Source organism: Amycolatopsis sp. NPDC051372 (assembly GCF_040682095.1).
GTDB lineage: Bacteria > Actinomycetota > Actinomycetes > Mycobacteriales > Pseudonocardiaceae > Amycolatopsis.
The window spans coordinates 30,930-52,079 of record NZ_JBFBAF010000040.1; the positions used below are offsets into that span (position 1 = coordinate 30,930).

The 21,150-nt window shown below is 69.8% G+C and carries 25 protein-coding genes; 8 read left to right on the forward strand and 17 right to left on the reverse strand.

Annotated features, from left to right (window positions below):
• Positions 1-792 carry an Abi-alpha family protein gene (locus AB0M56_RS42365; RefSeq protein ID WP_364186888.1) on the reverse strand — a complete coding sequence of 264 codons (792 nt, stop codon included), beginning with the start codon at positions 790-792 and terminating at the stop codon, positions 1-3.
• A 65-nt stretch (positions 793-857) separates the two neighbouring features.
• Between AB0M56_RS42365 and AB0M56_RS42370 the strand changes: the two genes are divergently transcribed.
• A complete protein-coding gene (locus AB0M56_RS42370; RefSeq protein ID WP_364186891.1) occupies positions 858-1,706 on the forward strand; it encodes a maleylpyruvate isomerase family mycothiol-dependent enzyme in 849 nt (282 codons plus the stop codon).
• A 111-nt stretch (positions 1,707-1,817) separates the two neighbouring features.
• On the opposite strand, the gene AB0M56_RS42375 is transcribed toward AB0M56_RS42370, so the two are convergent.
• From AB0M56_RS42375 to AB0M56_RS42390, 4 genes are all read right to left on the reverse strand, one after another.
• Positions 1,818-2,201: a lipopolysaccharide assembly protein LapA domain-containing protein gene (locus tag AB0M56_RS42375; protein ID WP_364186894.1), complete on the reverse strand. Its 384-nt coding sequence runs from the start codon at positions 2,199-2,201 to the stop codon at positions 1,818-1,820.
• Positions 2,202-2,269: 68 nt separating this feature from the next.
• Positions 2,270-3,406 (reverse strand): dipeptidase, encoded by a 1,137-nt coding sequence (locus tag AB0M56_RS42380; RefSeq protein WP_364186897.1) that lies wholly within the window; start codon positions 3,404-3,406, stop codon positions 2,270-2,272.
• 13 nt (positions 3,407-3,419) lie between these two features.
• Positions 3,420-4,025 carry an alpha/beta hydrolase gene (locus tag AB0M56_RS42385; RefSeq protein WP_364186899.1) on the reverse strand — a complete coding sequence of 202 codons (606 nt, stop codon included), beginning with the start codon at positions 4,023-4,025 and terminating at the stop codon, positions 3,420-3,422.
• Positions 4,022-4,987 (reverse strand): ring-cleaving dioxygenase, encoded by a 966-nt coding sequence (locus tag AB0M56_RS42390; protein WP_364186902.1) that lies wholly within the window; start codon positions 4,985-4,987, stop codon positions 4,022-4,024. The genes AB0M56_RS42385 and AB0M56_RS42390 overlap by 4 nt, the downstream gene beginning before the upstream one ends.
• A 94-nt stretch (positions 4,988-5,081) precedes the next feature.
• Between AB0M56_RS42390 and AB0M56_RS42395 the strand changes: the two genes are divergently transcribed.
• On the forward strand, positions 5,082-5,534 hold the full coding sequence (locus AB0M56_RS42395; protein ID WP_364186904.1) for a MarR family transcriptional regulator: 453 nt from the start codon (positions 5,082-5,084) through the stop codon (positions 5,532-5,534).
• 47 nt (positions 5,535-5,581) lie between these two features.
• The gene (locus tag AB0M56_RS42400) at positions 5,582-5,962 is read left to right on the forward strand and encodes a VOC family protein (RefSeq protein ID WP_364186907.1); all 381 of its coding nucleotides are present in this window, start codon (positions 5,582-5,584) and stop codon (positions 5,960-5,962) included.
• 125 nt (positions 5,963-6,087) lie between these two features.
• Here the strand turns inward: AB0M56_RS42400 and AB0M56_RS42405 are convergent, their stop codons facing one another.
• The 8 genes from AB0M56_RS42405 to AB0M56_RS42440 all read right to left on the reverse strand — a co-directional run bounded on the left by AB0M56_RS42405 (position 6,088) and on the right by AB0M56_RS42440 (position 14,262).
• Entirely contained in the window at positions 6,088-6,585 is a 498-nt protein-coding gene (locus AB0M56_RS42405; RefSeq protein WP_364186909.1) for a sigma-70 family RNA polymerase sigma factor, read from the reverse strand.
• 121 nt (positions 6,586-6,706) lie between these two features.
• Positions 6,707-7,561 carry an amidohydrolase family protein gene (locus AB0M56_RS42410; protein WP_364186911.1) on the reverse strand — a complete coding sequence of 285 codons (855 nt, stop codon included), beginning with the start codon at positions 7,559-7,561 and terminating at the stop codon, positions 6,707-6,709.
• A 13-nt stretch (positions 7,562-7,574) separates the two neighbouring features.
• On the reverse strand, positions 7,575-9,140 hold the full coding sequence (locus tag AB0M56_RS42415) for a benzoate-CoA ligase family protein (protein WP_364186913.1): 1,566 nt from the start codon (positions 9,138-9,140) through the stop codon (positions 7,575-7,577).
• Positions 9,141-9,150: 10 nt separating this feature from the next.
• Positions 9,151-10,572, reverse strand: coding sequence for a benzoyl-CoA 2,3-epoxidase subunit BoxB (gene boxB / locus AB0M56_RS42420; RefSeq protein WP_364186915.1), 1,422 nt, complete (start codon positions 10,570-10,572; stop codon positions 9,151-9,153).
• Positions 10,573-10,577: 5 nt separating this feature from the next.
• On the reverse strand, positions 10,578-12,233 hold the full coding sequence (gene boxC, locus AB0M56_RS42425) for a 2,3-epoxybenzoyl-CoA dihydrolase (protein ID WP_364186918.1): 1,656 nt from the start codon (positions 12,231-12,233) through the stop codon (positions 10,578-10,580).
• 37 nt (positions 12,234-12,270) lie between these two features.
• Positions 12,271-12,702 (reverse strand): hypothetical protein, encoded by a 432-nt coding sequence (locus AB0M56_RS42430; RefSeq protein ID WP_364186921.1) that lies wholly within the window; start codon positions 12,700-12,702, stop codon positions 12,271-12,273.
• A gap of 60 nt (positions 12,703-12,762) precedes the next feature.
• Entirely contained in the window at positions 12,763-13,665 is a 903-nt protein-coding gene (locus AB0M56_RS42435; RefSeq protein ID WP_364186924.1) for a GNAT family N-acetyltransferase, read from the reverse strand.
• 153 nt (positions 13,666-13,818) lie between these two features.
• Positions 13,819-14,262: a MarR family transcriptional regulator gene (locus AB0M56_RS42440; RefSeq protein WP_364186927.1), complete on the reverse strand. Its 444-nt coding sequence runs from the start codon at positions 14,260-14,262 to the stop codon at positions 13,819-13,821.
• Between the two features lie 48 nt (positions 14,263-14,310).
• On the opposite strand from AB0M56_RS42440, the gene AB0M56_RS42445 reads away from it, so the two are divergent.
• Positions 14,311-14,775 (forward strand): DUF1579 family protein, encoded by a 465-nt coding sequence (locus tag AB0M56_RS42445; protein WP_364186930.1) that lies wholly within the window; start codon positions 14,311-14,313, stop codon positions 14,773-14,775.
• 110 nt (positions 14,776-14,885) lie between these two features.
• Positions 14,886-15,746, forward strand: a complete 861-nt coding sequence (locus AB0M56_RS42450; protein WP_364186932.1) for an alpha/beta hydrolase — start codon at positions 14,886-14,888, stop codon at positions 15,744-15,746.
• A 1-nt stretch (position 15,747) separates the two neighbouring features.
• Here AB0M56_RS42450 and AB0M56_RS42455 read toward each other — a convergent pair whose 3' ends face one another.
• On the reverse strand, positions 15,748-16,296 hold the full coding sequence (locus tag AB0M56_RS42455; protein ID WP_364186935.1) for an SDR family oxidoreductase: 549 nt from the start codon (positions 16,294-16,296) through the stop codon (positions 15,748-15,750).
• Between AB0M56_RS42455 and AB0M56_RS42460 the strand changes: the two genes are divergently transcribed.
• The 3 genes from AB0M56_RS42460 (at position 16,290) to AB0M56_RS42470 (ending at position 17,866) form a co-directional block, all read left to right on the forward strand.
• On the forward strand, positions 16,290-16,793 hold the full coding sequence (locus AB0M56_RS42460; protein ID WP_364186938.1) for a VOC family protein: 504 nt from the start codon (positions 16,290-16,292) through the stop codon (positions 16,791-16,793). The two genes, AB0M56_RS42455 and AB0M56_RS42460, sit on opposite strands and share 7 nt — an antisense overlap.
• Before the next feature lie 37 nt (positions 16,794-16,830).
• A complete protein-coding gene (locus AB0M56_RS42465) occupies positions 16,831-17,232 on the forward strand; it encodes a CoA-binding protein (RefSeq protein ID WP_220244722.1) in 402 nt (133 codons plus the stop codon).
• Positions 17,233-17,308: 76 nt separating this feature from the next.
• Positions 17,309-17,866, forward strand: coding sequence for an NUDIX hydrolase (locus AB0M56_RS42470; RefSeq protein ID WP_364186941.1), 558 nt, complete (start codon positions 17,309-17,311; stop codon positions 17,864-17,866).
• A gap of 6 nt (positions 17,867-17,872) precedes the next feature.
• Here the strand turns inward: AB0M56_RS42470 and AB0M56_RS42475 are convergent, their stop codons facing one another.
• From AB0M56_RS42475 to AB0M56_RS42485, 3 genes are all read right to left on the reverse strand, one after another.
• Positions 17,873-19,273 (reverse strand): phosphocholine-specific phospholipase C, encoded by a 1,401-nt coding sequence (locus tag AB0M56_RS42475; protein ID WP_364186943.1) that lies wholly within the window; start codon positions 19,271-19,273, stop codon positions 17,873-17,875.
• A complete protein-coding gene (locus AB0M56_RS42480; protein ID WP_364186946.1) occupies positions 19,270-20,412 on the reverse strand; it encodes an NHL repeat-containing protein in 1,143 nt (380 codons plus the stop codon). Before AB0M56_RS42480 ends, AB0M56_RS42475 begins: the two co-directional genes overlap by 4 nt.
• A 68-nt stretch (positions 20,413-20,480) precedes the next feature.
• The gene (locus AB0M56_RS42485) at positions 20,481-21,149 is read right to left on the reverse strand and encodes a response regulator transcription factor (protein WP_364186949.1); all 669 of its coding nucleotides are present in this window, start codon (positions 21,147-21,149) and stop codon (positions 20,481-20,483) included.
• Position 21,150: the final 1 nt, after the last annotated feature.

Genomic DNA, 21,150 nt, shown 5'->3' on the forward strand with positions numbered 1-21,150 from the left:
CTAGCCCAGGCTCGGGTCGCAGGCCTGCCAGAACTGAGCCCCGAGCCGGGAGATGTGCACGGTCCGGCGGATCACCTTCACCCGCTTCACCTGCTTCTCCACCTCACGCACGGTCTCGTCGGTCAGGAGGATCTCGTACTGCGTCTCCAGCGCCGGCACCTCTTCGTCGAGGTCGACCAGCCCCAGCCCGATCAGCCGCGTGAGGTAACCCGGCACCTGGTCGGGCAGCGACACCCCGGCCGCCTTGCCGACGGTCGAGGCGTTGCGCAGCACGATCCGGCCCGCGCTGCCGAGATTCGTGCGCTCGGCGACGTCGACGGTGGGGAACGGCGAACCGTCGGACAGCGCGGCGAGGATGCGCGCCTCGTCGGGCGTGAGCTGGCGCAGGATGATCGCGTAGAAGTACTCGCGGGCCCGCTCGCGGCCGAAGCCGATGGAGTGGTTGAGCAGCTCGGCCATCGCCGCGCGCAGCGGCTCTTCGTGCTCGCGGGCGGGCACCAGCGTCACGGTGGACTCGACCACGCGGCTGCCTCCGCCACCGCGGTTCATGGCCGACGCCGCGGTGAGCGCCGCGTGGTACGGGTCGTCGACCTCGTCGAGGCGACGGCGAAGCTCGCTGAGCAGGCTGCGCTCCACGTGGCGGATCCCGCGCTCGGCCTGGTCGAGCCCGGGCAGCTTGCGCGTGAGCCCGAACCCGGCGCGCGCGGCCCAGCCGGCCAGCTGCCCGGCGCGGCGCGCGACGTTGGCCACGTCCTCGGCCGAGCCCCGGCCGTTCGGTCGCTGGCTGTCCACAGGCGTGCTCCCCTCGTGTTCCGCGCTGATGCTACCTGCGGGTAGCCAGTCTGGCGTGGTGTTGGATGGCGCGCATGACCGCGACGCACTGGGGACCGCCGATCGACGTCCTCCCGCTGTTCGCCCGCGAGGAACAAGCACTGGTCAGCGTGCTCACGGACCTCGACGCCGGGCAGTGGGCGGCGCCGACGGCGTGCCCCGGCTGGACCGTGCACGACGTGGCCGCCCACATCCTGGGCGACAAGCTCGGGCGGCTTTCCCGGGACCGCGACGGCTACCACGTCGAAGAGCCCCGCGAGGGCGAGCCGTTCCCGTCGTTTCTGCACCGGATCAACGACGAGTGGGTGCGCGCGTGCCGCCGGCTCTCGCCCGAGGTCCTGTTCGCGCTGCTCGTGGACAGCACAGCGCAGCTCACCGACATGTGGAAGCGCCACGACCTCGACGCGTTGGGCGGGCCCGTCACGTGGGCCGGCCCGGAACCGGCGCCGATGTGGCTCGACGTGGCGCGCGAGTACACCGAGCTGTGGGTGCACCAGCAGCAGATCCGCGAAGCCGTGGGCGCCCCGCTGCTCGACGATCCCGAGTTCCGGGCGCCGGTCGTGGACACGTTCATGCGCGCCTTGCCGCACACGCTGCGCGACGTCGAAGCGCGTAGCGGCCGTCAGGTCGGCTACACCGTGACGGGCTCGAGCGGTGGCCAGTGGACCGCTCGCGCGTCGGCGAAGGGCTGGACGCTGGACCGCGGCGCACCGACCTCACGCAGCCCGCTGGCTTCGGTGGCCACGGACGCGGACACGTTCTGGCGCCTGTGCACGCGCACGGTCAAGCCCGCCGACGTCGAGGACCGCGTGGCGGTCAAGGGGGACGAGAGCGCGTGCGCGACGGTGCTCGAGATGGTGTCGGTCTTCGCGTAGCCCGACCGCGCAAGCGTTTGCGGTCGGGTTCCGGGCACAGCTCTGTGAGCGGGATGTCGCGACGCCGGCTTTCACAGCCGGCCCGCGACATTCACGACGGGCGGCGCCCGATCACTTCCGGGCGCGCCGGGTCGCCTTCTTCAGCTGCATGATCCGGGCCCCGCCGACCAGGGCGATCACGACCATGCCGCCGAGCGCCGCCAGCAGCATCGCGATGCCGAGGGGCAGGCTGCCCGACATGCCGAGGAAGTGCACCGTGACGCTGTCGAGGTTCTGCAGGATGAACACCAGCAGGAACGCCAGCAGCACGATGGCCACGACCGCCGCGATCCAGGCCCCGCTGACCCGGGTGGGGCGCTTGCCGGCCTTGGTCGGTGGCGAGGTCGTGGTCGGATCGGTCGGAATCGGTTCGGTCCCGGGCACTCCGACGCCCGGCACCTCGGGAGTCCCGGAGCCCGCGGCCCCGGTTGTGTGGTCACTTCGCGCGTGGGACATGCCCTGATTGTCCGCCCGCGGTCAGCCGATCGCCGGTTCTGCGACCCTAACGGGTGAGTACCGGTGTTTCAGTGCTTGAGGTCGACCTCGCGCAGCACCCGCAGCGAGTTGCGGCCGGCGAGCTTCGCGCAGTCCTCGTCGCTCCAGCCGCGTTCCATCAGAGCGGCGAACAGCACCGGGTACTTCGAGACGTCTTCCATCCCTTCCGGGAGCGTGCCGACGCCGTCGTAGTCGCCGCCGAGGCCGATGTGGTCGATACCGGCGACCTCGCGTGCGTGCTCGACGTGCGCGACGACGTCGGCGACGGTCGCCTTCGGCTTGGGCGGCCCGACCCACGCCTCGGCGAAGCGCCCGCGCTGCCCGAGGTCGCGGAACTCCTGGCCGGCGGCGGCCATCGCGGCCTTGAGCTGCTCGTCCCACGCGGAGACGGCCGGGGAGATGAAGGCGGGCACGAAGGTGATCATGGCGACGCCGCCGTTGCCGGGCAGTTGCGCGAGGACGTCGTCGGGAATGTTGCGCGGGTGGTCGTTCACGGCGATGCACGAGGAGTGGCTGAAGATCACCGGCGCGGTGCTGACCTCCAGTGCGGCGCGCATGGTGCTCGGCGCGACGTGCGAAAGGTCGACCAGCATGCCGATCTCGTTCATCGTCCGCACGACCTCGCGGCCGAAGTCGGTGAGGCCGTTGTGCGCCGGTTCGTCCGTGCCGGAATCGGCCCACGAGGTGTTGAAGTTGTGCGTGAGCGTCATGTACCGCACGCCGAGGCGGCGCAGGATCCGCAGCACGCCCAGGGATTCGTTGATGCTGTGACCGCCTTCGGCGCCGAGCAGCGACGCGATCTTGCCGTCGGCGAACGCGGCTTCGGCTTCGTCGGCCGTGGTGACGAGCTCCAGCCGGTCGGGGTAGCGCTGCGCGAGCTGGTGCACGAGCTCGATCTGCTCCAGCACGGCGGTGACGGCGCTGTCGTCCGCGAGCTGGCACGGCACATAGACCGACCAGAACTGCATGCTGAGCTTTCCGTCGGCCAGCTTGGGGAAATCGGTGTGCAGCGACGGCTGGCGCACGGTCAGGTCGAGCGCCGCGGCCGCGGCTGCGGGGTCGGGTCCACCCTGCAGCCGCAGCTCCCACGGCAGGTCGTTGTGACCGTCGGACAGGATCGTGGTGCTCAGCAGGTTCGTCGCACGTTCGAGTGCCCCAGAAGTCATGGGACCGACCCTACTAGCGAGCGAGCCACTCCCGGGCCGCCTGCACACCGTCGAGCGTGATCTGATGCCCGCCGGGCTGGCGGTGGATCGTCACGTCGGCGCCGCGTTCCTTGAGCAGCCGGATGTACTCGTCCGTCGAGGCCAGCGGGGCCATCGGGTCGACCTCGCCGTTGGAGAGGAAGACGCGCGTGTGCGACAGGTCGTGCTTCGGCGGCTCGGGCACCGGGGACATGCCGGAGAACAGCGCGGCTTCGCTGAGGACTTCCGGGCGTAGCAGCGTGAGGGCCCCGGCGATGTTGGCGCCGTTGGAGAAGCCGACGGCGACCAGGCGGCGGTCGGTCAGGCCGTAGTTTTCGATGGCTTCTTGGACGAAATCGGCGAGGTCGTTGGCGCGCTTGACGACGTCCTCGTAGTCGAAGACGCCCTCGGCGAGCCGGCGGAACCAGCGTGCGGCGCCGAACTCCGACACCGGGCCGGCCGGGGCCAGCGTGGCCGAGCCGGGGCTCAGCTCCCGGGCCAGGCCGAGCAGGTCGTCGGGGCCGCCGCCGGTGCCGTGGAGCAGGAGCAGCACGGGCTTGTCCTGCTGGCCTTCCGCGTACTTGTGCTCGAACGCGCTCACTTCTGCTCCGGGTTGTTCTCGCTCGGGAGGTTCAGTTTGGGGAGCATGTGCTCGATCTCGTCGCGGCGCGGTTCCAGCCACGGCGGAAGCTTCAGCGCGCGACCGAGCTCGAGCAGCGGCTCGTCGTAGGTGAAGCCGGGCGCGTCCGTAGCCACTTCGAGCAGCGTGCCGCCGGGCTCGCGGAAGTAGATGGAGCGGAAGTACTGGCGGTCCAAAATGGACGTGACGTTGACGCCCTTGTCCACGAGCTCCTCGCGCCAGGCCGCCTGCGTTGGCTCGTCGGGCGCGCGCCAGGCCACGTGGTGCACGGTGCCGGTGGCGACGAGGCCGCGCGGGGTCTCCGGTGTCACGAGCACGTCGACGAGCGCGCCCGGGCCGCCTTCGCCCGCCTCGAAGCGGAAGCGGTTTCCTTCCTGGCTGTGGAAGGAAAGGCCGAGGCCGTCGGTGAACATGCCGGCTGTCGCGTCCTCTTTGGACACCGACAGCGTGACGGAGTGCAGACCACGGATGGCGTTCTCCGCCGGGACGAGCCTCGTGTCCCATGGGTCGCGCGGGTCGCCCTGCGGGTGTGCGACGAGGGCGATCTGCAGACCGTCGGGGTCGCGGAAGGTCAGGGTTTCCTCGTTGTCGGCGTTGCGGATCTGGCTCGTCTCCACGCCCTGCTCGGTGAGGTGCTTCTGCCACCAGCCGAGCGAGGTCTCCGGCACGGAGAACGCCGTGGTCGTCGCCTGCCCGGTGCCGAGGCGGCCGGCGGGCGCGTCGGACCAGGGGAAGAAGGTGATCAGCGAGCCCGGTTTGCCGGACTGGTCGCCGTAGTAGAGGTGGTAGGTGCCCGGGTCGTCGAAGTTGACCGTCGTCTTCACCAGCCGCAGCCCCAGGGTCCGGAGGTAGAAGTCGACGTTGCGCTGTGGGTTGCCGCCGATGGCGGTGACGTGGTGCAACCCGCTGGTTTTGATGGACATCAGGTCTCCTCGGGTGCTGGTGCCTTACGCTAACCCGCAAAACCTCTCGCGCGCAAGATATATTCCGGTGAGACTGTGCGGTAGCGTGTGCGCCGTGACACCTGATCCGCGCACGGACGACGACGAGATCGTGACCTGGTGGGGCCTCGTGATAGAGGGCTACCTGGCGACACAGGACAAGCTGATGGGCGAGATCGCCGATCGGTTCGGCCTCGCGCCCGCGTCGTTCGACATCCTGATCAGGCTCGTGCGCTCACCCGACCACCGCATGCCGATGACCCGCCTGGCCACCGAGGCCGCCCTGTCGAGCGGCGGCTTCACCAAGGTCGCCGACCGCCTGGTCGCCGCGGACCTCATCTGCCGCGTCCCCAGCCCGGACGACCGCCGCGTCACGTTCGCCTCCCTGACCGAGCACGGCCTCGACGTGGCCCTGAAGGCCCGCTCGGCCTGCGCGGAAATCCTGCGCCACATCGTCCTGACCCCCCTGGGCGACGACGCGGCGGCTCTCGCCGCCGCCATGCGCACCCTGCGCTCGGCCAACGGCTGAAAAACGCGCCCTACCGACGTTTTGCCTGGTCGGCGCATGCTGCTGACATGCTTACCGACTCGACCATCACCACCATGCTCCCGGTGTCCGACGCCACCCGCGCCGCCCACTTCTACGCCGACTCCCTTGGCCTCGCCCCGGTGAACACCGGCGAGGACGGGACGCAGTACTTCGCCGCGGGGGCCGGGACGATCGGGCTTCGGCTGATGCCCGAGGGGGCGCAGAGCCCCAACACCGCGTTGAGCTTCGAGGTCGTCGACCTGCCGGCGGAGATGACGGTGCTGGAGCGGCGCGGGGTGCGGTTCCAGGACGTCGACGTGGAGGGACTGAAGACTGTCGACCATGTGGCCCAGGTGGGACAGGAGAGGGCTGCGTGGTTCTCGGATTCGGAGGGGAACGTTTTGTGCCTGCATGAGATGTTGGATTGATTTTGGGCTGGTGAGCTGCGGTTTGAGGGAGGCTTCGCCGGTGGCTTTTGTGACCGCGATCGACCCTTCGCCGCCTGTACGCGGTCGGCCGATCCGGGCGTCGGCCGCATCCACCGATCCGCAGGTCAGGGGTAGGTGTACCCCTGCGCCGTGAGCCGATACCTCAACACCGCAAGACACCGGCTCCGCACCTTGCCCAGGCTGCTCGGCGAAATCCCCAGCTCAGCCGCCACCTCACGGACTGACAGCTCAGGCCGGTGCGCCAGCAGCCACACCAGCCGTCGATGGCGGTCGGGCAGGCTGTCGACCGTGCGCCACAGGGCGGTGGCCACGTCGTTGTCCAGCGCAGCCGCTTCGGGTGACTCGGCGTCCACCGGCGCGACGGCGGCCTCAACCTCGGCGGCCCGCGCCCGCCGGCCGACGGCGCGGATGGCGTGGCGCCGGGCGACGGTGGCCAGCCAGGCGCCGAGGCGTGCGCGGTCGCGCACTGCGTCCGGGCGCCCGAGGAACTCGGCCCACGCCGCCTGGCAGGCGTCCTCCGCGTCGCCGCGCAGCCCCGGGTCGGCGGCCACCACGCGTACGACAAGCGCCGAAATCCGGCGCAACTCCCCGTCCTCGGCCATGCCCACGTCCTTTCGTCCGCAATGCAGACGACGTGACCACCCCCGCCGGCTCCCGATCACCGGAACGACCGCCAAATCGGGCGACTCCGCGTATCCGCAGGTCGCGCCGGTGCACGTGGCGCTACTTCAACCCCGGCATAAGCTTCAGCGCATTACCCGCCAGCACGTCCCCCAGCGTTTCCTCCGGCAGGCCCAGCCCGGCGATCGACCGGACGTTCACCGCGGTCCCCGGCACGCCCGGCCAGTCCGTGCCGAAGATCCACTTGCGCGCCAGCCGGGGCAGGTCGAAGCGGGCGTAGTAGTCCGGGAGTTTCTTGGGCGGCAGGCCGGCGAGGTCGAGCCAGACGTTGGGGCGCGACTGGGCCATGAAGGCCGCGGTGTCGTACCACCAGCCGCGGCCGCCGTGGGCGAAGACGAAGTTCACGGCAGGGAAGTCTTCCACCACGTCGGACAGCAGGGCGGGGTCGCCGAAGCTCGCGCGGGCGCCCGGGAACACCGAGAGGCCCGAGTGCAGAACGACGGGCACGCCGAGGGATGCGCACAGCTCGTAGACGGGGTACAGCTCCTTGTCCGCGGGCGAAAAACCGCCGTGGACGGGGTGGAGCTTCAGCGCGACCGCGCCCAGGTCCAGCTGGCGGGCCACCTCGTCGCGCAGCGGGTGGTGCAGGTGCGGGTTCACGTTGGCCACCAACCGAAACCGCTCGGGGTTGTACGCGACCAGCGGCAGGTTGTCCTCGATCGGCTGGATGCCGGTGGCGCGCGGGCTGTACTCGCAAAACAGCAGCACGCGGTCGACGCCCTCGGAGTCCATCAGCTCGTCCATCGCGGCGGGAATCACCGAACCCGCGTCGTCGTAGACCGTGCGCCACGGGTACGTGCCGGCGAAGTCGCGGGCCCAGTCCATCCAGGCCGGTTTGAGCGTGGGCAGCCGGGGGGTGTGGACGTGGGCGTCGACCACGAAGCGACCGTCGATCATGCCGGCCAGTCGATCACGGTTTCGCGGGAACCACGAGCAGCGACTCGCGCACCTGGTCGCGGATCACATTGCGGCGAATCTTGCCCGTCGCCGTCTTCGGCAGCTCCGGCAACTCCACGACACCTCGCGGACGCTTGAACGCCGCCAGACCCGCGCGGCAGAAGTCGATCAGCACATCCGGGTCCACGGCGAAACCGGGCGCCGCGACGACGCACGCCACCGGCTTGTCGAGGCCGTCCGCGTCCGGCGCGGCCACCACGGCCACCTCGGCGACGGACGGGTGCTGCAGCAGCCGTTCCTCCACTTCGGACGGTGACACCCAGATCCCGCCCGCCTTCAGCATGTCGCCGAAGCGGCCCAGGCAAGTCAGGGTGCCGTCCTCGTTGCGGACGTAGCTGTCGCCCGTGCGCAACCATTCGCCCTGGAACACGCGCTTGGTGGTCTCGTACCGCGCCCAGTAGCCCATCGCCGTCGACGGGCCCGACACGAACAACTCGCCTGGCTGCCCGGGGCTCTCGATGAGAGCACCGTTCTCGTCGCGGATCTCCACGGCGTAGCCCGGCACGGCGGTGCCCGTGCTGCCCGGCCGGATCGAGCCCGGGCGGTTGGACAGGAATATGTGCAACGCTTCCGTGGAGCCGATCCCGTCGAGGATCTCGACGCCGAAGCGGTCGCGGAAGCGCGTGAAAATGGTGGCGGGCAACGGTTCCCCGGCCGACACCGCGTACCGCACCGAGGCGAACGAGTCGTCCGGCACATCGCTGGCCAGCACGCCGGCGAAGAACGTCGGCACGCCGAAGAACAACGTCGGCCTGTCGGCGCGAGCGCGGGCGGCGAACAACGCCGGCGTCGGCCGCGCCGGTTCCAGCAGCGTCGTGCCACCGGCGGCGAGCGGGAAGAACGCGGAGTTCCCCAAGCCGTAGGCGAAAAACAGCTTCGGCACGGACAGGAACCGGTCACCCGAAGTCGTCGCCAGGACGGAGTGCGCGTACGTCTCGCACACCGCGCGGATGCTCGCGTGCCGGTGCATCGCGCCCTTCGGCTGGCCCGTCGTGCCCGACGTGTACAGCCACAGCGCGGGCGAATCCTCCCACGTGCGAGCGGGTTCCAGGTCCAGATCGTCCACAGTGGTCAATTCGGCCCACGCGTGCGTGGCCACACCCGAGGGGAACGCCGCCGCCTCCGCGCGGTCCAGCACCACGTCGGTGACCTCCGGCGCGGCCGCCAGCGCACCGACGGCCTGCGCGGCGAACTCGCCGGACACGCACAGCACGCGAGCCCGCGAGTCGGCCAGGACCTTGCCCAGCTCGAGGCCTGTGACCATCGTGGACACCGGCACCGCGACGGCGCCGGCCAGCATCGTGCCGAGGATGCCCGTGAGCAGCTCGACGTCGTCGACCATGCAGAACATCACGCGCTCTTCCGGGCGCACGCCCAGGGAACGCAGGCCCGACGCGACCCGGTAGGCCTCGTCGGTCAGCTCGGCGTAGCTCAGGGTTCGCCGCGCGGAGACGACGGCGGGTGCGTCGGGACGCCCCTGGGCCAGCAGGTACTCGGCGGCGTTGAACCCGCTGCTCATGGGGCCCCCTCTAGGTGAGGTGCACGTACTCGTAGTCGAACGGTTTGCCGTTGATGCCCTGCCTCGGCGGCGCGACCCAGCTGGCGATCTTCCCGCGCTCGTACACCGGGTGCATGAGCGAGCGGACGAACGTCAGGTCCTCGGTCGTCGGCAGCCACCGGTGCCGGCTGGCCTCCCACGTGGTCTCGTCGACGATGTTGCCGTCGGGAGTGATGTGGTGGCCGGAGTTTATGCCGACCTCGCGGTTGAAACCAGGGTGCGGCAGCTTGAAGCGGAAGTCGATGTCCGCGTCCGCGAGGATCTTGTTCCAGCGGTTCACGCCGGTCTGGCAGTCGGCCGTGTACTCGCCGCGCAGGTCGAGGTTCAGCAGCAGGATGGCCTGCAGCTCGTCGGAGGTCCACGTGCCGTCGCCGTTGGGGCGGTCGAGGTCGCGGCTGTCCTCGGTGAGCTTGTGGTCGTCCTTGCGGCGCGTCTCCTGCCAGCGGCCCTTGAGGCCCGCGGTGTAGTAGTTCGCGGCGTTCGTGGAGGTCTCACTGCCGAACAGGTCGAGCGACACCGTGTAGTGGAAGTTCAGATACCGCTGGATGATGTCGAGCGGGATACCGCCGTGGGACGCGATGTCGAGCGTGTCGTGCTCGCGGATGAGATCCGCGGAGCGCTGCACCACGCGGTCGACACCCGTGGTGCCGACGAACATGTGGTGCGCCTCTTCCTTCAGCATGAACTCGCACGTGCGCGAGAGCGGGTCGAAAGAAGACTCCTTCAACGTCCCGAGCTGGTACTTCCCGTCGCGGTCGGTGAAGTAGGTGAACATGAAGAAGGCCAGCCAGTCGGCCGTTTCCTCGTTGAACGCGCCCAGGATGCGCGGCGCGTCGGGGCTGCCGGAGTTGCGCAGCAGCAGGCCTTCCGCCTCGTCACGGCCTTCGCGGCCGAAGTAGGCGTGCAGCAGGTAGACCATCGCCCACAGGTGCCGGCCCTCTTCGACGTTGACCTGGAACAGGTTGCGCAAGTCGTACAGGCTCGGCGCGGTCAGGCCCAGCAGCCGCTGCTGCTCGACCGACGCCGGCTCGGTGTCGCCCTGGATCACGATCAGGCGCTGCAGGTCGGCGCGGTACTCGCCGGGCACCTGCTGCCACACGGACTCGCCCTTGTGTTCCCCGAACGCGATGCGCCGGTCGGGATCGCGCTCGGCGAGGAAGATGCCCCAGCGGTAGTCCGGCACGTTCACGTGGTCGAAGTGCGCCCAGCCCTCACGCCCGACGCTCACGGCCGTGCGCAGGTAGACGCCGTGCGTCTGCAGGGTGGGGCCCATCTCGCCCCACCAGTTCATGAACTTCGGCTGCCAGCCTTCCAGCGCCCGCTGCAACCTCCGGTCGTCGGCGAGGTTGACGTTGTTGGGGATCTTGGCGTCGTAGTCGATCCGCTCGGGCATCTCGGTCAGACCCGCTTCCTGTCGAAGATCGCCTTCTGGCCCGTACCGTAGCGGCGCAGCGCGCCTTCGGGACCAGAAGCGTTAGGTCGGGTGAAGATCCAGTTCTGCCACGCGGTGAGGCGGCCGAAGATCTTCGTTTCGATCGTTTCCGGGCCGACGAACCGGTGGTTCGCCTCCATCCCGGTGAGCGCGTCGGGGCTCAGCGAGGCGCGGCCCTCCAGCGCGATCCGGATCTCGTCCTCCCAGTCGAGGTCGTCCGGCGCGTCGGTGACCAGGCCCAGCTCCACGGTCTCGGCCGGCGTCAGCGCGTGGTCGCGCTCGCGCACGAGCCACGCGAGGTGGTCGTCGTCGCCGTAGAACCGCGACTGCAGGCGGGTGAGGCCGTTGCCCATGGGGAACGGGCCGAAGTTGGCTTCCGACAAGGTGATCGACGCGCGTTCTTCACTGTCTTCGTCGTCGATGGGCGGACCGTCCAGGATGTACTGGCGGTCGGCGGCCAGCGCGAGCTCCAGCAGCACGCCGGCGAAGCAGCTGCCCGGCTCGATGAGCGCGATGAGTGTGCGGCTGGTGACGTCGAGGCGCTTGAGGGTGCGCTTGTAGTAGTGCAGGATCTCGTTGCTCAGCCAGTCTTTCGCGCCGAGCACCTGCTGCTCGTGAGCCAAGACGCCGGCCGGGTCGCCTTCGGTGCGCAGGACCCAGGTGCCAAGCTCGGTTTCGTTGGCGCGCAAGCGGAGGATCGCGTCGTCGAGCTCGCGGGTGAGGCGCAGCAGCCAGCCGTCGGCACCCTCGGCGTGCAGGTCACCGGGTTCGCCCTCGGGGCCGCGGACGGTGATCGTCGCGAGCGAGGCGGGGCGGTCGAAGGTGATGTCGACAAAGCGGTACTTGACGCCGTCGTCGGTGACCTCGGGGTTCAGCGGCGTGAGCCGCACACCCTGGTCGCCCGGCAGGCGCTCGGATTCGGCGGCCAGCTCCCGAGCCCTGGCCAGCACGGATTCGCGGAACCCCACGCGGGGCACGAGCTCGTCGACCAGCCGCCAGTCGACGGCGGTCTTGCCCTTCACGCCGTCCGAGCGCGTGGCGAACACGTCGGCGAGGTCGCGGCGCACGCGGCGCTTGTCGACCACGCGCGTGAGGCCGCCGGTGCCGGGCAGCACGCCGAGCAGCGGCACCTCGGGCAGCGCGACCGTCGACGAGTTGTCGTCCACGAGCAGAATCTTCTCGCACGCGAGCGCGATCTCGTAGCCGCCACCCGCGCAGCTCCCGTTGACCGCGGCCAGGTACCGCTGACCGGAGAACTCGGTGGCGTCCTCGATGCCGTTGCGGGTTTCGTTGGTGAACTTGCAGAAGTTCACCTTCCACTCGTGCGCCGACGACGCGAGCATCCGGATGTTGGCCCCGGCACAGAACACCTTGTCCTTGGCGCTCGTCACGATCACGGCTTTGACGCCGGGGTGCTCGAAGCGCAGGCGCTGCGTGGCGTCGTAGAACTCGATGTCCACGCCGAGGTCGTAGGAGTTCAGCTTCAGCTCGTAGCCCGGCACGAGGCCGCCTTGCTCGTCGACGTCCATCTCGAGCCAGGCGACCTCGCCGTCGACGTCTAGCTTCCAATGCCGGTAGGTGTCCGGGTGGCGCTCGAACGTCACAGTCGTGGTGGTGGTCACTCCCCGATTGTCTACATATTACTGACTAGCGTCAATGTTATGTAGACGCTTGATCTCCGATACTCACCCGGTTGAGCTGCGCCGCCGCCCAGGACACGAAGAGCCACAACGCTATCGCGGCCGCTGTGTCGGTGAAGATCGTCGCGAACCAGAACGCCGGGATCTGCGGCACACCCACCAGGAAGTGACCCGCGCTGACCAGGCCACCCAGCGAACAGACCAGCAGGAATCCCAGCGCCCGCCAGTACCGCCCGCGGACGTAGCAGCGGTAGCCGGCCAGCCCGAACCCCGTGAACAGCACCCACCCGAACGCCACGACGATCTGCGCCACGAGCACGGGGATTCCCGGGAGCTGCGGGTAGTCCTGCGCGCGGATCACGTTGTGCGCGTAATGGAAAGTAGTCGTGAGCAGCGTGAACCCGAGGATCACACGCAGCGTTTTCAGACCCAACCCGGCCAGAACGTCCATGGTCGCCCCCTTGCGATTTGATAGATCGCTCTAGCGAGAAGGGTAACGCCGGTCCGCCGCTCACACCAGATCAATGCGGTGGTACTTCACCGGATACCCGGCCTTCGCGAACGCCGCCGCCATGGGTTTGTTCGTGACGTCCGTGGCGGCGGCGATCGTCTCGGCCCCACGCCCGACCAGCTCGTGCGTGGCCTCGACGAGCAGGTCATAGGCGTACCCGCGCCCGCGGTGCTCCGGCACGACACCGACATACGCGACGATCGGGGTGGTCTGGTTGCGCGCCGGGATGGTGAGGCCGACGAGGTGGCCTTCGCGCGTGTACGCGAGGCGCCACCAGTCGCGTGGGCTCGGCAGCCGGCACAGGAGGTCGAGGTCTTCCTGCGCCGCGGCCTCGAGCCCGTGCTCCGCGATGGTGCGCCGCGCGTGCGCGTCGAGGCTGCCCTGGTGGACGCGGCGGAAGACGTCAAGGATCTTGGCGTCGTCGGGTTCTGCTTTGAACTGGAGCCGGTCGGGCTTTTGCCTCAGACCGCTCTCGGGCGTCCACGTGTAGCGGTACCGCTCCACGAGCACCCTCATCCCCGCGGCTTCCGCGGCCTCGATGCGGGTTTCGACTTCTCGTTTGACGGCCGCGTCGTCGCGCCAGTTCGGCGGTGTCGTCAGGGAGAACTCGGTGCGGGTCGGGACTCGCTCGAGGAGTTCGACACCGTCCGCGAAGTCGACGAAGTCGAACCAGTCGAGGACGCGCGGCTGGTCTTCGCCGATGGGCACCCACCACGCCGCCCGCGCCACCACAACGCCGTTTCTCGTGGCGATCCACGTCCACTCGGGACGGTATTCGCCGCGCCGGACCATTTCTTCGTAGTCCGGCCTGCGCAACGCGCTGCCGACGCTGTGGCCCACCTTCAGGCCGGTGAACAGGTGCTCCTCACCCGCGACGAGCGGGCGCACGACCAGATCGGTCATGAGGTTCCTTCCGGGAGTTCCGCGCTCCCGTCAGGCCCTCGGCACCCTCAGCCGGAGGTGGGAACGCGTGATCGAGTAGCCGAACATGGCGTCCACCTCCTTTCTGTTCGTGAGGGTGCTGGGCGATACTCAACCGGGTCGGGGCTGGGGTGGTCAACCGGTTTTCACCTCGGTGAGACGCTCGCGCAGGCGGTGGAGCGTGCGCAGCGTGATTTCGAGGTCTTCGGGTGACAACCCGGCGGCCACGGCGTCGGCCCACCGGACGCGGCGGGTCTCCAGTTCACGCAGGGCCTTCCGCGCGGCCGGGGTCAGGTGGAGCAGCGGGGCGCGGGCATCCGCAGGGTTCGGCGCTCGGGTGAGCATTCCGTTGCGCAGCAGGCGGTTCACCGTTTCCTGCACGCTCTGCCGGCGCAGGCCCCGGCGGCGGGCGAGGTCGGCGGCCGTGGTGGGGCCGTCTTCGAGGAAGCCGAGGACCTGCCACTGGGCGGCGGTGAGGCCGGCCGGGGCGGTGAGGGCGTCGCCGGTGGTGAGCAGGGTGCCGTTGGTCAGGAAGACGTCGTTGACGAGCTGGGTGAGGCGCTGCGCCCGGTCGGTCATGCGTGCTAGCGTCTCATATTGACAGGCACCTGTCGAAAGGGGAACGGCATGGAGATGCCACGAAGAGGCGAAGCGCACGAGGCGCTGGGCGCGCTCGTCGGGGACTGGGCCGGCGTCGAGGAGCTCGCGGCGTCGCCGTGGGCGCCCGCGTCGACGGCGAATGCGAAGGCCGAGTACCGGGCCGCACTGGACGGGTTCGCGGTGGTGCAGGACTACGTCCAGACACGGGAGGACGGCAGCGACTTCCTGGGCCACAACGTTTTCACCGTCGACCCGGCCACGCAGGAAACGCTCTGGTACGGCTTCGACAGCTACGGCTTCCCACCCGGCGAGCCCGGCCGCGGCGGCTGGCGCGAGGGGACCCTTCACCTCGAGAAACGCACCCCGCGTGGCGTCGCGTGGCATCGGCTCCGGCCGGAAGGCGACACGCTCACCCACGAGATCGACGTGAAAATGGGCGACGCCGCGGAGTTCAGCCCGTTCCTCCGCGCCCGCTACACCCGTACACGCTAACTGTGCTGTTCGTTACCAATCCGACCACAGCCACAGCGGGAATTGCCACCAGGCACGGTAGCGTCCGGTTGGGCCCCGCCTGCTTTTGGTCGGATTGGTAAGAAGAAGGCATGAGCGAGTCGACCACCCAGGCCAACGGCATCACCCTCTGCCACGAGGAGTTCGGCGCCGCGACGGCCCCGCCGCTGGTGCTGATCATGGGCCTGGCCGCGCCGATGACCTGGTGGGACGACGACTTCTGCGAGCAGCTCGCCGGCCGCGGCTTCCGCGTGGTCCGCTTCGACAACCGCGACGCCGGGCGCTCGCAGCGCATGTCCGGGCGCGCCGATGTCGTGCGCGCCTACCTGCTGCGCGCGGCACCGTACTCGGTAGCCGACATGGCCGACGACACCGCCGGCCTGCTCGACGCCCTCGGCATCGAGCGCGCACACGTCGTCGGCGCGTCGATGGGCGGCATGATCGCGCAGACGCTCGCCATCCGGCACCCGGGCCGGGTCCGGTCGCTGACGTCGATCATGTCCACCACCGGCAGCCGCCTGATCGGCCACCCGAGCCCGCGCGCGGCCGCGTCGATGCTGGCGCCGCAGCCGCGCAGCCGCGAGGAGTACGTCGAGCTGCTGGTCAAGACGTTCCGCCTCATCGGCTCCCCCGGCTACCCCTTCGACGAGAAACGCATGCGCGAACGCGCCGAACGCACCTTCGACCGCGGCGTCAACCCGGGCGGCGCTGTGCGCCAGCTCGCCGCGATCCTCTCGACCCGCGACCGCACGGCCGCCCTGCGCCGCCTCACCCTCCCGTCCCTCGTCGTCCACGGCGCGCGTGACCCGCTCGTCCACGTCTCCGGCGGCCGCGCCACGGCCCGCGCCCTGCGCGCCGACCTCGACGTCGTCCCGGGCATGGGCCACGACCTGCCGGAACCCGTGTGGCCCCGCGTGTGGGACGGCATCGAGCGGGTGGCGGCACAGGCCTGACTCACTGCGCCACCAACCCACCGTCCACAGCCCACGCCTGCCCCGTCACGAAGGACGCCCGATCGGACAGCAGCCAGGCCACCGCCTCGGCGATTTCCCCCGGCCGGGCGGCCCGGTTGATGGGTTGCATGGCCGCGATCTGCTCTTCGGTGACGACCCCGGTGGCGACCACCTGCTCGTACATGCCGGTGCGCACGGCGCCCGGGCAGACGGCGTTGACGCGGATTCCCTGCGTCGCGTATTCCAAGGCGGCGGCGCGCGTCAGGCCGATGACACCGTGCTTCGCGGCGACGTAAGCGGACAGTCCGATGCCCATTCCGACCAGGCCGCCGGTCGACGAAGTGTTCACAATGGACCCGCCGCCGGACCCGAGCATCCGGCGGAGTTCAGCGCGCAGGCAAAGCCACACGCCTTCGAGGTTCCGGCCAAGGCGTTCGTTCCACTGGACGGCACGCCGAAATCTCTCGCGAAGAAACTTCTTGCGCGCGAGAGATATGGAGAGTAGGTTTTGAAGCATCAGCCCCAGAGAGGACGTGACCGGAAATGGCACCCACCGAGACAGACGTCGCGAAGCTCACCGAAGCCCGTGACCAGCTGCGGGACAAGCACCTCCACCCGGCCGCCGTCCGGCCCACCACCGCGGGCCGCGGCATCCACCACACCGCGCTGCTCTCCAGTGACGTCGAGCGGACGATCACCTTCTACCAGGACGTGCTCGGCTTCCCGCTCACCGAGCTGATCGAGAACCGCGATTACCCAGGCTCCAGCCACTTCTTCTTCGACGTCGGCAACGGCAACGCGGTCGCCTTCTTCGACCTGCCGGGCCTCGACCTCGGCCCGTACGCGGAGGTCCTCGGCGGCCTGCACCACCTCGCGCTCTCACTGACCCCGGAAAACTGGGCCGGCGCGCGCGACCGCCTCGACAAGGCGGGCGTGAAGTACCTGGAGGAGAGCGGCACGTCCATCTACTTCACCGACCCCGACGGCGCGCGCATCGAGCTCATTGCCGACGACCTCGGTGAGATGTACGGCTCGAAGATCGGCTGACGCGGAATCCTCCCCTTTCGAACGGCGTTCAACCCACATGCAACCTGAAGAAATCCTCGCGAACGCCACGACGATCGCGGTGGTCGGCCTGAGCCGCGACCCGGCGAAGGCCGCGCACGGGGTGCCCGCCACGCTGCAGGCCCACGGTTTCCGCATCATCCCCGTGCACCCGTCGGCCACAGAGCTGCTCGGCGAGAAGGTCTACCGGTCCCTGAAGGACATCCCGGAGCCGGTGGACCTCGTCGACGTCTTCCGCCCGGCCGCCGAGGCCCCGGGGATCGCGGCCGACGCCGTCGCCATCGGTGCGAAAGCGCTGTGGCTGCAGCAGGGCATCGTTTCCGCCGAGGCGAAGCGCATCGCGGAGGAGGGCGGGCTCGAATACGTGGAGAACCGCTGCACCGCGGTGGTCCGCGCGGTCGCCGCGATCTCGAAGAACTGATCGCGGCCTGCCTAGGGCATCATCAACGCGTAGCAGCGTCCGCCGGCCGAGGCGCGCTCCTGGCCGGCGAGGCACCGTGACCGACGAACAGCTCCACCACCGCGGCGACCGGGCCGTTTTCGCCGAGGACCTGCGTGCCGACGGCGAACCGGAGGCCGAGTTCAACCCCGGCATCGCCGGGCGGCTGCCCCGCAAGAACGTCGCCGCCGGCGCGCTCGTGCGCGACGGGGAGGGCCGGGTGCTGTTCGTCGACCCGACCTACAAGCCGTTCCTGGAGATCCCCGGCGGCATGGTCGAGGATGACGAGTCCCCGCTCGCGGCCTGCTACCGCGAGGTCCGGGAGGAGCTTGGCCTCGAGCTCACGCTGGGGCGGCTGCTGCTCGTCGACTGGATGCCGACCCACGGCGTCTGGCGCGACAGCCTGCAGCTGATCTTCGACGGCGGCACCCTCAGCCGCGGGCAAATCCGGGCCATCGACCCGGACGGCGACGAACTCGGCGGCTTCGAGTTCCTGAACCTGGACGCCGCCAGGCCCCGGCTGCGGCCGTCCAAGGCCAGGCGCGTCGCACTCGCGCACCAAGCCCTGCTCTCCGGCGAGACCTTCTACGGCGAATTCGGCCGCCCAGCGCGGTAGCGCAGCTCAGTTCGGCATCGACTGCGGCCCCGTCGGGACCGATGGTGCCGGGTTGTCACGGACCTGGACCTGCGCCTGCAGCAGGTCTGCGGTCGTCGCCGGATAGTGCAACGCGCGGTTGTCGCGCGGGTACCGCGAAGGCTGCCGGCCGAACCGGAACGCCGACGTCAGGTCACCGACGGTACGGCGGCGCCAAGCGCTGATGTGCGGCTCCCGCACCCCGAACCGCGCTTCCAGCAGCCGGATCAACGACGTGTGGTCGAACGTCTCCGAGCTCACGTACCCACCGGCCGTCCACGGCGACACCACCACGGTCGGCACGCGGAAACCGAGGCCGATCGGCACGCCGCCGACGAACTCGTCCGGGGTGCCGGCGGGCGGAGTCGGCGGGGCGACGTGATCGAAGTACCCGTCGTTCTCGTCGTAGGTGAAAATGAACGCCGTCTTGGCCCACACGTCCGGGTTGGCGGCGATCGCGTCCAGTTTCGACGCGATGTACTGCGCCCCCGCCGCGGGCATCCAATTCGGGTGCTCGGTCTGCGCCGAGGGCGCCACCAGCCACGAAACGGCGGGCAGGTTGCCGTTGCGGGCGTCGTGCTCGAACCAGCCCGCCGATTTCTTCACCATCGCGTTCTTGTAGAGCGGCGAAGACTTCGGCGCGTCCGCGAACTGGCGGAACCAGGCCAGCGCGTTGTCGTCGTAGTTGTCCTCCTCCTGGTAGATCCGCCAGGAAACGCCGGCCTCGGTGAGCCGCTCCGGGTAGGTCTTCCAGGACAGCACCGGGTTGTCCGACGACATGAAGTTGGTGTTCGCGGGTCCGCCGGCGGTGCCGTGCGGGTCGATCCAGCCGGTCCACATGTAGAGCCGGTTGGGGTTCGTCGGGCCGATCACCGAGCAGTGGTAGTGGTCGCAGACCGTGAACGCCTCGGCGAGCGCGAAGTGGAACGGGATGTCGTCGCGGTCGTAGTAGGCCATGGTCTTGGCGCCCTTGGCCTCGATCCAGCGGTCCATCTTCCCGTTGTTCCACGCGGTGTGCTGGTCGGTCCAGTCGTGCGGGAGGCCGGGCGTGGCCTGCGCGTTCGTCTCACGCGTGTTGTAGCGGAACGGCAGGAGGTAACCGTCGGGGTGGCCGCTGTAGGGCTGCTGGAAGACGGAGTTGCCGCCCGCGAGTTTCATCGCGTGCGGGTCGGCGAAGCCGCGCACACCGTCCATGGTGCCGAAGTAGTGGTCGAACGAGCGGTTCTCCTGCATCAGGATCACGATGTGCTCGATGTCCTCGAGCCGCGCCGGCCGGCGCGCGGGCTCGGCCAGCGCCTTGCGGACGTTCGCCGGCAGCGCGAGCGATCCGGCAGCCGCCGCGGCTGCCGCGGCAGCGCCCAGAACCCGGCGCCGGGTGAACTCGCTCACACTCTCACTCCAAAGTGGACGATACGATCGTTTCCGGTGTCCGCCACGAAGATGCGGCCCTGCGCGTCCACGGCCACGCCGAGCGGGAAGCTCAGCGCGCCGGGACCGTCGGTGCCGAACTCGGCGCGGTACGGGCCCGTGGTGCGGAACTGCGCGACCCAGCCGTAGTCGGGGACGGTCACGTACGCGTCGCCCTGGGTGTTGAGCGCGACGCCCGCGGGGTTGGACAGGCCGCCGAACTCGCTGTTCTGGCCGCCGCCGATCGAGCCGATCGCCTTGCCGTCGCCGGAGTAGTGCACGACCGCGACGCTGCCGCTCGCGGCGCGGCCGTTCTGCACGATCCACGCGCCGCCCGCGCCGTCGCTGACGATGCCCTGCGGCGAGCTGACCTTCTCGGTGATGTCGGTGAGCGCCTTGCCCGTGTGGGTGTCGAAGCGGGCCACGCGCTGGTGGCCGGTGTCCGAGACGAGCAGCCGGCCCGCGGTGTCGATGGCGACGCCGCGCGGGTTGTCGAGCTTGCCGGCGCCGTACTCGCGCGCGAAGCCGCCCCACCAGGAGTACTGGACCACACGGTTGTTGCCGGTGTCGGCCACGTAGACGTTGCCCGCGTGGTCCACGGCCACGGCCTGCGGCGTCTTGAACCGGCCGGCGAGCACGCGCACCAACCGGCCGTCGCGGGTGAAGGCCTGCACGCGGTCGTTGCCGGTGTCGGCGACCCAGATCTGGCCTCGCGCGTCGACCGTGAGGCCGGCCGGGCTGCTGAACTGCGACGGCCCGCGGCCGCTGCGGCCGAACGCGCCCTGGTACACGGGCGGCGGCGTCTGTGGCGTCGGGCGCACAACAAAACGCACGGGTTCGGCGAGCCAGGCGTAGCCGTCGTTCGCGAGGTAGAACGCGAGGTAGTTCCCGGGGCCGAGAGAGCCGGTGGAGAACGAGACGGTGCCGGTCGCGAGCGGGGTGTACTCCCACAGCGTCGACGGGCCGACGTAGGACTGGTCGACGGGACCGCCGCCCGGGTCGGAGTAGAGCCCGACCCAGTTCTTCGGGGTCACCGACGACTGGGGCGTCGTGTAGGTGAAGGTGATCAGCTCGCCCTGCTCCACGGAGGGCGCACTGCTGGCCAGGGTGCCGGTAGCCACGGGCACAGCATCCACTGGCACGGTCGTACCAGGAAAGCCGGGGTGGTGGGTGTTCAGGAAGAGTTCGTTCAGGTGACGAGCCGGTAGCCGACCCCGCGCACGGTCTCGATGGTGTGGGTGCCGAACGGGGCGTCGATCTTGCGCCGGAGGTAGCCGACGTAGACCTCGACCACGTTCTCATCGCCCTCGTAGTGTGCGTCCCACACGTGACCGAGGATCTCGTTCTTCGTCAGCGCCGCGCCCTGGCGGCGGAGCAGGAACTCGAGCAGACCGAACTCGCGGGCGGTCAGGTCGATCCGCCGCTCTCCCCTGTGGACGGTGCGGGCGGCGGGGTCGAGTTTGAGGTCGCCGGCCGCGAGCACGGCGGGGCGCGCAGGGGCGCCTCTGCGCAACAGGGCCCGGAGGCGCGCGACGAGGACGACGAACGAGAAGGGTTTGGACAGGTAGTCGTCGGCGCCGAGGTCGAACGCGTCGGCCTCGTCGTACTCGCCGTCCTTGGCGGTGAGCATGAGGACCGGCGTCCAGTTCTCCTTGGCTCGCAAGCGTTTGAGGACTTCGTAGCCGGAGAGCTCGGGGAGCATGATGTCGAGCACGACGGTGTCGTAGTCGTGCTCCGTGGCCGACCACAGGCCATCGGGTCCGGTGTGGACGACGTCGACGGTGAACCCCTCCGCGACCAGTCCCCGGCGCAGGGTTTCGGCGAGTTCGCGCTCGTCCTCGACGATCAGCAGCCGCACG

Coding starts and splice junctions, on each gene's coding strand:
- AB0M56_RS42370 (WP_364186891.1), top strand. CDS start 858: ATGGCGCGCATGACCGCGACGCACTGGGGACCGCCGATCGACGTCCTC.
- AB0M56_RS42375 (WP_364186894.1), bottom strand. CDS start 2,201: ATGTCCCACGCGCGAAGTGACCACACAACCGGGGCCGCGGGCTCCGGG.
- AB0M56_RS42380 (WP_364186897.1), bottom strand. CDS start 3,406: ATGACTTCTGGGGCACTCGAACGTGCGACGAACCTGCTGAGCACCACG.
- AB0M56_RS42390 (WP_364186902.1), bottom strand. CDS start 4,987: ATGTCCATCAAAACCAGCGGGTTGCACCACGTCACCGCCATCGGCGGC.
- AB0M56_RS42400 (WP_364186907.1), top strand. CDS start 5,582: ATGCTTACCGACTCGACCATCACCACCATGCTCCCGGTGTCCGACGCC.
- AB0M56_RS42405 (WP_364186909.1), bottom strand. CDS start 6,585: ATGGCCGAGGACGGGGAGTTGCGCCGGATTTCGGCGCTTGTCGTACGC.
- AB0M56_RS42410 (WP_364186911.1), bottom strand. CDS start 7,561: ATGATCGACGGTCGCTTCGTGGTCGACGCCCACGTCCACACCCCCCGG.
- AB0M56_RS42415 (WP_364186913.1), bottom strand. CDS start 9,140: ATGAGCAGCGGGTTCAACGCCGCCGAGTACCTGCTGGCCCAGGGGCGT.
- boxB (WP_364186915.1), bottom strand. CDS start 10,572: ATGCCCGAGCGGATCGACTACGACGCCAAGATCCCCAACAACGTCAAC.
- AB0M56_RS42430 (WP_364186921.1), bottom strand. CDS start 12,702: ATGGACGTTCTGGCCGGGTTGGGTCTGAAAACGCTGCGTGTGATCCTC.
- AB0M56_RS42435 (WP_364186924.1), bottom strand. CDS start 13,665: ATGACCGATCTGGTCGTGCGCCCGCTCGTCGCGGGTGAGGAGCACCTG.
- AB0M56_RS42440 (WP_364186927.1), bottom strand. CDS start 14,262: ATGACCGACCGGGCGCAGCGCCTCACCCAGCTCGTCAACGACGTCTTC.
- AB0M56_RS42445 (WP_364186930.1), top strand. CDS start 14,311: ATGGAGATGCCACGAAGAGGCGAAGCGCACGAGGCGCTGGGCGCGCTC.
- AB0M56_RS42450 (WP_364186932.1), top strand. CDS start 14,886: ATGAGCGAGTCGACCACCCAGGCCAACGGCATCACCCTCTGCCACGAG.
- AB0M56_RS42460 (WP_364186938.1), top strand. CDS start 16,290: ATGGCACCCACCGAGACAGACGTCGCGAAGCTCACCGAAGCCCGTGAC.
- AB0M56_RS42465 (WP_220244722.1), top strand. CDS start 16,831: ATGCAACCTGAAGAAATCCTCGCGAACGCCACGACGATCGCGGTGGTC.